Source organism: Amedibacillus sp. YH-ame10, assembly GCF_053848885.1.
Genome location: NZ_JBSPFA010000002.1, coordinates 160,632 through 168,189, shown reverse-complemented (window position 1 = coordinate 168,189; position 7,558 = coordinate 160,632). Strand labels below are relative to the sequence as shown.

Genomic DNA, 7,558 nt, shown 5'->3' with positions numbered 1-7,558 from the left:
TCCGATGCCTGATTGGCTTGCGGAAGAAGTCTTATCAAAGAAACGTTTTGGATTGAAAAAAGTTTATGTGAATGCTTGTATTAAATGCGATAGCGAAATGCTTCCTAAAGATTTTCTAGAGAATCAAAAGTAAAAACTTGTCGTGTCCTTCTTTGGCTCTTCTTAGAGCCTTTTCGTCATGTTTTTTTCGTTTTCTCTCATTTCCACTTAAATTATGCAAGTTCCTAATAGATAAAAAAACGATAAGTATTGTAGAAAAGGATTTCCTTTTTCTCAATTACTTATCGTTCATACTTATTTATGCTGTCGTTGGTAATTCATCATTGAACACACCTAGTTCTTCACCTGGTTCATTTTTTATTTGTTCGCTCAATTTTTTCATTTCTTTATGAATAAATACGAACACAATAACACCACTCGTAATATCCGCAATTGGTCCAGCGTATAGAATACCCTCTAATCCAAATGCCATCGGCAGAATCAAGATTAATGGTATTAGTAAAATCAACTGTCTCATCATGGATAATATAGAAGCTTTCATAGGTTGTCCTGTTGCTTGAAAATAGCTAGTTGCTGTAATTTGAAAACCTGCACAGAAGATACCAAACATATAAATACGCATTGCTTTAATCGCAAACTCAGTAAATACAGGATCATTACCACCAAACATTTTTAGAATAAGTCCTGGTATTGCAAGACAAACGATCCATCCTACAATCGATGTAATTGTCGCAATCGCGGCAGCTCGTTTATATGTTGCCTTAATACGCTTAGGCTGATTCGCTCCTTTGTTGAACCCTAGAATCGGTTGAGCACCGATACCAATACCAACACAAATAGCAGTGATAATCATACTGATTTTCAATACAATCCCCATTGCACTAAGTGCAACGTCTCCTGTTGTCGACGTCATATCACCATAATATACCAAAGAGTTGTTCATAACCACTTGCATAATAGTTGCGGCAGTTTGCGTAATACAGCTAGAAAATCCAAGTGTAAAGATACTTCCTATCAAAACCCCTTTTATTTTCATATGTGAAAAACGTAAGCGCATCGTACTTTTCTTTGTGAAATAATACAATAATATAACGGCTCCAATGATTTGAGAAGTAATGGTTGCGATTGCGGCACCTGTAACGCCCCAACCAAAGACAAATATGTAAAGTGGGTCTAAAATTGTATTTAAGACTGCACCTGCAATCATCGATATCATCGCAATATTTGGACTTCCATCTGTCCTTGCCATATTGCTAAGACCAATCCCCAAAAGATTAAAGATAGTACCGATTAATATAACACTCGCATAATCCTGAGAATAAGACAAGTTCTTCGCAGTTGCTCCAAATAAGTTTAGGATTGGAGTTAAGAATACAAGTCCTACCACCATGATGATAAGTCCAATACCTACCAACATTACGAATGCATTCCCAAGTGTATTCTCTGCTTCTTCTTCTTTTTTCTCACCCAATTTGATTGCTGCATAAGCACTTGCTCCAGCCCCAACCATAGTACCTATTGCCAATATAATAGTTTGTAATGGGAAGGATACTGTAGTAGCAGCATTTCCTAAGTAACCTACTCCTAATCCTATAAAGATTTGATCCACAATATTATATAATGCATTTACAAGCATGGATACCACAGAAGGTATCGCGAATTTCATTAACAGATGTCCAATTGGTTGATAGCCCAATGGATTTTTTGTTCTTGGTTTCATTGTCTGTTCCATAAATTTACCTTCTTCCTATTGTTTTTGATGCATTTTCACCTAAACGTTTCAAAAGTGAATTTGCCATTTCTTTTTCTTCCTCGCTAAAGCCATCCATCAACGCATTGTGCCAATCATCTAACATAGTACGTATAATAGAAATTATTGGCTCCCCTTTGTCTGTTACATACAGTCGAGTAATACGATGATCTTGTTCATCTATCTTACGAGTGATATAACCTAGCTCTTCTAGTTTTTTTACAGCCCTTGCTGTTGTCCCTTTATCAAAATAGCCTTTTTCAGCTAATCCGTATTGAGAAATACCAGGCTGTTCATGAATGCGCAACAAGAAAAACTGTTGACCACATCCAATTTCATAGGGATGCAATGTTTCATCATAAAAGATCTGACCATACCGATACATCATGGATACATATTTGCTAAGTTCTCTCATCGATGGTACCTCCTGTATAATTAGTTGCATAAACAACTATGTAAGTATACACCACATTAGTTGCGCACGCAACTAATAATTGTAAATATTTTTTTATACTTTAGCCAAAAGAAAAACCATACAAAAAAACATATGGTTTGTTCTATCTATACTTTTATAAATTTCATTTCTCGATTTTCTATAACCCCTCTGCTATCAAACACCTCTTCTATGAACGTTCGATCATGTGATACAGAAATAATACAACCTTGATATTTCTTCAAAACATCGATTATCACTGGTGCACTTAAAGGTGACAAATTACGCGTTGGCTCATCCAGTAATAAAACATTACACTTTTCTTTAATAAACCTAAGTATATAAAGTTTTGCCTTTTGACCCTCGCTTGTATTTTTTATTGGGTGGAGCATTTCCTCTGAGGTAAACTTCATCGCACCTAATAAATCTCTACATCTTGTAATGTCTTCTTTATCTCCAGATATCATTAAAAATTCAATAGGTGTCATAGACATATCCATGAAGTCTGCGTAATTTTGTGGCATATACCCTAAACAAATATCACTTCTTTGTTTTAATCTATTGTGCATCTCCTTCATCAAAAGACTCTTCCCACATCCATTATCTCCAATAAAAACAACTTTATCTTTGCCCTTCACTGAGATATCAATATCCTGAATTAGAACACGCTCTTCTATCATGAGCGTATCCATTTGAAGTTCTAGAATTATCTTTGAAGAAATTGCATTCACATCTTCAAAAAAGATTTGTATTGCTTCTTCTGTTGAATCTACTTTACTATAGCTTTCTTTTTCAAAACGTTTTTCTTGTGACTTTATGTTCGACATTTTACTCTTTAATGATGCCGCAACACCAGGATTTCGTACCGTATCATTTAAGGCATCATGTACAGCATTCATTTGATCGTTAAGCTTTATCTTTCTCTTGGTATATTCTTGTTTCTCTTTACGGGCAATTTGTATATCTTTCGTTAATTTTGAATGACGTTGAGAAACATATTCATTATACGTTCCTCGATATACAGTGTATCTACACTTACTTTGTTTATTTACTTGTTCAAAATGCAGAATTACATTTGCCGCATTATTTAACAAGGTACTATCATGCGATATAAACATAATCGGAAGATTGCTTTCTCTGATAAAATTTTCCATCCACTCCAACGTGTGAATATCTAAATCATTGGTAGGTTCATCTAACAATAGTAGGTCCACATGGGATGCTAGTAACTTCATCATCTGCACCTTTACTTTTTCCCCACCACTTAAAGAATTCATGATTTGTTCGTTTTGTAAAACAGACACATTCAATTTTAAATCTTTACATAATATTTCTAGTTCTTTTAAATCATTATAACGTTCATATGGGATATCTTCTTCAGGTTTATCTTTTAATAAATACTCAAACACTGTACAATTCATCCATTCTTGTGGTAATTGTTGTGGTAAATATCCAATATGCTTAAAATCGCTTTTTATATCTCCGCTCATAACCATATAATCTTCAATCCATGCTTTGTCATAGATTGCCTTAAGAAAAGTGGACTTTCCATTCCCCTCTTCTCCTATAATCCCTACTTTGTCTTGATTTCCTAAGGAATAATTAAAATTCTCGATAAAAATATGATTTTTTAAATCTTTTAATGTTATGTTTTTAAATGTAAGCATGATGTCACCTCCAAAAGAAAAAGAACTATAAAGTTCTCATACACACTTGAAGGTTATGAGCAAATAGATAATGATCAAATAAACAAATATTATGATGTGTTGTTTTCATTATCTATTTCTTCATCTTCTCACACTCCCTACGTTGTTTTCATTATAACAAAAGTAGGACGATAGTTCAATCGTTGTTCTTCAACTCTTCACTCACAATTTGCAATGTAATTTCCTCATGATAAACAACTTTAGAACTTTATATTTATCAATTTAGCTTTCCCAAAGCTTCCTCATAAGATTCTACTTTGTATACTTGAAAATATTTTTGGAATTCTTTACTCCATAAATCTATCTCATCTTCAATCATTGGAACTTTCTGCAAAATGAAAACACATATTTTACAAGAAGATCGAGCCATATCTGGTAATAAAACTTGAAATCCCCACTCTACATCTTCTTTTTCATCTTCGAATCCATTACGAGCATCTATTACAAAATTACTTCCCTCATGAAGCTTAAGTAAATTAGAAGCAAACATTGTTGGCTTTCTATAGTTTTCAAAAGAACAAAATTTCTTCCATGTTAATAAAACTACGTTGTCTTTTACCAAATAAACTACATCACAAAATTCAGAACGAAATGTATTTTCCATAGGACACCTCCATTGTTTGGTTCATAATAACCTTAATTCTATCATAAACTCATGTATATAAACAGATAAAGCCATGTACCTAAGCACATGACTTTGTCTATCACTATATGTAAATTAAATAAATTTATACTTGGCAACGTTTCAGTGCTTCCATTATAAGTACAGCTACTTTTGCGCCAGGATCTTTTAGTGTTCTACTAGCTTCTCCGCGTGTTGCGGCACGTCCATGTATGGCAAGCATTGTTGCTGTATGCTCATAGCCTTCTTCTGCAGCTTGATAAGCAAGATCTGCCATTGTTTGTATGTCATGACCTGCTTTCACGCTGTCTTTTAAACTTTGAATTGCAGGATTCAATCCGTCCAAGAATGTTTTCTCTCCAACGTTAGCTTTTCCCCTATGCATAACTCCTTCTTCAAATGCAGAGAAAAGATTAACAATTCCATCTACATCTATGTCCGTAGTCCCTTTGAGTACTTTTCCTGCCTGCATGAAACCACTTGCCATAAGTGTTCCCATGGTAGAAGGAACGGCTGTGGACATTGCCTTACCAGCTCCATATAGAAGTTTTCCAAGATCATTCTCTTCTGATGTATTTGCATAATTTGCGGCTGCACGAAATCCATCGCTCATTGTTAATCCCAAATCTCCATCTCCAACCACACTATCTAATTGGATAAGATGTTCACGATTCTCTTGCATTACATCCGAAATTTCAGATACTAATTTCTTTATATAAGATGCGTTCATAAACTTCCTCCTAAATCTGTTTGAAGAATGGCGTATTTGCTGGATGGTCAATCAACTCTTTTAATTCATCATCTAGCTTCAATAGGGAAATTGATAAACCAGCCATTTCTAAAGAAGTTGCATATTCTCCTACATAATAGCGATGTACATGAATTCCTTTATCTGCTAAAATCTGATTTATTTTTCGAGCTACGATATATTGTTCATCCAGTGGAGTTGCGCCTAATCCATTCACTAACACAGCTACATCATTGCCTTTTTCAAATGGTAAATCGGATAAGATTTTTTCCATCATTTCTTCTGTAATCTGATCTGCTGGTTCAATCTTTCCACGACGAATTCCCGTTTCCCCATGAATTCCCATACCAATTTCCATTTCATCTTCTTCAATATGGAAGCCTTCATGACCAACTCTTGGCACTACACAAGAAGTTAAAGCAACACCCAACGTTCTTGTATTCCAACTTGCCTTATCTGCAATACGTTTTACATTGTCAAGATCCATCATCTTATCTGCAGCAGCTCCCGCACATTTATAGACAAAGAAGATTCCAGCAACGCCTCGACGAGTTGATTTTTCACTAGGAGAAGATGGTCCCATACTTGCGACATCATCTGCACCAAGTACTGTTTCAACGCGAATATCATCTTCAAAATCTGCCATTTCCGCAGCCATATCAAAGTTGAAAATATCCCCATTATAATTCCCATAAATATATAAAACGCCAGCACCTGAATCAATTTCTTTTGTGATTTCATGCATCTGTTCAGCACTTGGTGATTGGAAAACATCCCCAACACTACATCCATCTAGCATACCTTCCCCAACATAGCCTAGAAACAATGGAAGATGTCCACTACCTCCACCCGTAGCAAGCCCAACTTTTCCATCTTTTTTCACGTTTGAAACCAAGCATTGCTTATCATCATTGATATATGTTATTTGATCACTGTGTGCAATATATATTCCTTCCAACATTTCACTTAAATAATGTTCAGGATCATTTATGATTTTCTTCATTCTTCATTACCTCCTTTATTCACATATTCCATGTTGTTTACTTCTACTACCTGATAGACACCCTGGTTCCAGCTAATCACACTTACACAGCAGTTACCAAAACGAGTTTCATCCCTAATGCATTGTTCATATACATTTTTATCCACTGCACGAATTGCAGCCAACATGGAAATACCATGCGTTACACACATAATATTTCCATCTAAATGCTTGTTTTCTTCTACTAATTGATGTATGGTATGCTGCATCCTTTCACATACCATACCCATGTTTTCTCCTTCTACTTCATCCCAAGGATAAAACAAGCGTTCAAGATAAGTTTCACAATTCTTGAATGTATTAGACTTTGTTTCAAGTAGACCAAAATTCATCTCTTTCAATCCCCTACACATGATGATATCGATATCTTTCTCACCCTTCGCATAACATGCTGTATCATATGCACGCTCACTTGTGGAACTATAAATTTTAAGAAAAGGTATTTCCCTAAGCCCTTTCCCTAAATCCTTGCCTTGTTGAATTCCAAGTTTTGTCAAAGGAGTATCTGACCACCCTTGTAAGGTATGCCATGTATTGGAGAGTGTTTCTCCATGTCTAATAAAATAAAATTTCAACATAGAATCTTATTTATTATTTGGAAATTTAATTTCTTTAGGGTATTCCCATTTTTGTAGTTCTTCTTGTTTAAATGCATTCGGTTCTTTTCCTTGGCATACACTAAGTGCATTGTAATATAACTGTGCCAATTCTTCGATATAAGCAGCTTTTAAGAATGCTTCATAAATATCGTGAGAATCAAATGCTACAGCACCATGACTTTCCATCAAGAAACTCTCTGCTTCTTTACATGCTTCAATTACACTATTCGCAAGATCTGTTGTGCCTGGTCTTCCATAAGGAGCAACAGGAACACGTCCTTTTGTTAATCCCATATTCGCAACTTCATAAACGATGGCAGGAATAGGCTTATTCAATAATGCAAAGGTTGTCGCATACATAGAATGCGTATGAGCAATCGCACGTGCTTCAGGTCTTGTCTTATAGATTGTCAAATGCATCAATGATTCACTTGTAGGTCTTAATCCAGATAAGTTTTCCAATACATTTGCATCCATATCCATAACGATCATATCTCTTGGAGTTAGTAAGTCACGGTCCACACTTGTTGGTGTAATAACTACATATCCTGTTTCAGGATCTTTTGCGGAAAAGTTTCCTGATTTGTGTTTACACAATCCATCTTTCTGCGCTCTCTTGGCAATTTCACATACATCTTTTTTTAAGTTTTCTAACATA

Annotated in this window: 8 protein-coding genes; all 8 read right to left on the bottom strand. The window is 35.1% G+C overall.

Features of this window, described 5'->3' with window-relative positions; all coding sequences use genetic code 11:
• Nucleotides 1-298: 298 nt before the first annotated feature.
• The 8 genes from ACWG42_RS01680 to ACWG42_RS01645 all read right to left on the bottom strand — a co-directional run bounded on the left by ACWG42_RS01680 (nt 299) and on the right by ACWG42_RS01645 (nt 7,557).
• Nucleotides 299-1,732, bottom strand: coding sequence for an MATE family efflux transporter (locus ACWG42_RS01680; protein WP_455789761.1), 1,434 nt, complete (start codon nt 1,730-1,732; stop codon nt 299-301).
• Between the two features lie 4 nt (nt 1,733-1,736).
• Nucleotides 1,737-2,165, bottom strand: coding sequence for a MarR family winged helix-turn-helix transcriptional regulator (locus ACWG42_RS01675; RefSeq protein WP_455789760.1), 429 nt, complete (start codon nt 2,163-2,165; stop codon nt 1,737-1,739).
• Between the two features lie 146 nt (nt 2,166-2,311).
• The gene (locus ACWG42_RS01670) at nt 2,312-3,850 is read right to left on the bottom strand and encodes an ATP-binding cassette domain-containing protein (protein ID WP_455789759.1); all 1,539 of its coding nucleotides are present in this window, start codon (nt 3,848-3,850) and stop codon (nt 2,312-2,314) included.
• Between the two features lie 256 nt (nt 3,851-4,106).
• A complete protein-coding gene (locus tag ACWG42_RS01665) occupies nt 4,107-4,493 on the bottom strand; it encodes a hypothetical protein (protein WP_455789758.1) in 387 nt (128 codons plus the stop codon).
• A 124-nt stretch (nt 4,494-4,617) separates the two neighbouring features.
• Nucleotides 4,618-5,241: a dihydroxyacetone kinase family protein gene (locus ACWG42_RS01660; protein WP_455789757.1), complete on the bottom strand. Its 624-nt coding sequence runs from the start codon at nt 5,239-5,241 to the stop codon at nt 4,618-4,620.
• Between the two features lie 10 nt (nt 5,242-5,251).
• The gene (locus tag ACWG42_RS01655; RefSeq protein WP_455789756.1) at nt 5,252-6,262 is read right to left on the bottom strand and encodes a dihydroxyacetone kinase subunit DhaK; all 1,011 of its coding nucleotides are present in this window, start codon (nt 6,260-6,262) and stop codon (nt 5,252-5,254) included.
• Nucleotides 6,259-6,879 carry a histidine phosphatase family protein gene (locus ACWG42_RS01650; RefSeq protein ID WP_455789755.1) on the bottom strand — a complete coding sequence of 207 codons (621 nt, stop codon included), beginning with the start codon at nt 6,877-6,879 and terminating at the stop codon, nt 6,259-6,261. Before ACWG42_RS01650 ends, ACWG42_RS01655 begins: the two co-directional genes overlap by 4 nt.
• Before the next feature lie 6 nt (nt 6,880-6,885).
• Nucleotides 6,886-7,557, bottom strand: a complete 672-nt coding sequence (locus ACWG42_RS01645; protein WP_455789754.1) for a class II aldolase/adducin family protein — start codon at nt 7,555-7,557, stop codon at nt 6,886-6,888.
• Nucleotide 7,558: the final 1 nt, after the last annotated feature.

Coding starts and splice junctions, on each gene's coding strand:
- ACWG42_RS01665 (WP_455789758.1), bottom strand. CDS start 4,493: ATGGAAAATACATTTCGTTCTGAATTTTGTGATGTAGTTTATTTGGTA.
- ACWG42_RS01645 (WP_455789754.1), bottom strand. CDS start 7,557: ATGTTAGAAAACTTAAAAAAAGATGTATGTGAAATTGCCAAGAGAGCG.
- ACWG42_RS01680 (WP_455789761.1), bottom strand. CDS start 1,732: ATGGAACAGACAATGAAACCAAGAACAAAAAATCCATTGGGCTATCAA.
- ACWG42_RS01655 (WP_455789756.1), bottom strand. CDS start 6,262: ATGAAGAAAATCATAAATGATCCTGAACATTATTTAAGTGAAATGTTG.
- ACWG42_RS01650 (WP_455789755.1), bottom strand. CDS start 6,879: ATGTTGAAATTTTATTTTATTAGACATGGAGAAACACTCTCCAATACA.
- ACWG42_RS01675 (WP_455789760.1), bottom strand. CDS start 2,165: ATGAGAGAACTTAGCAAATATGTATCCATGATGTATCGGTATGGTCAG.
- ACWG42_RS01670 (WP_455789759.1), bottom strand. CDS start 3,850: ATGCTTACATTTAAAAACATAACATTAAAAGATTTAAAAAATCATATT.
- ACWG42_RS01660 (WP_455789757.1), bottom strand. CDS start 5,241: ATGAACGCATCTTATATAAAGAAATTAGTATCTGAAATTTCGGATGTA.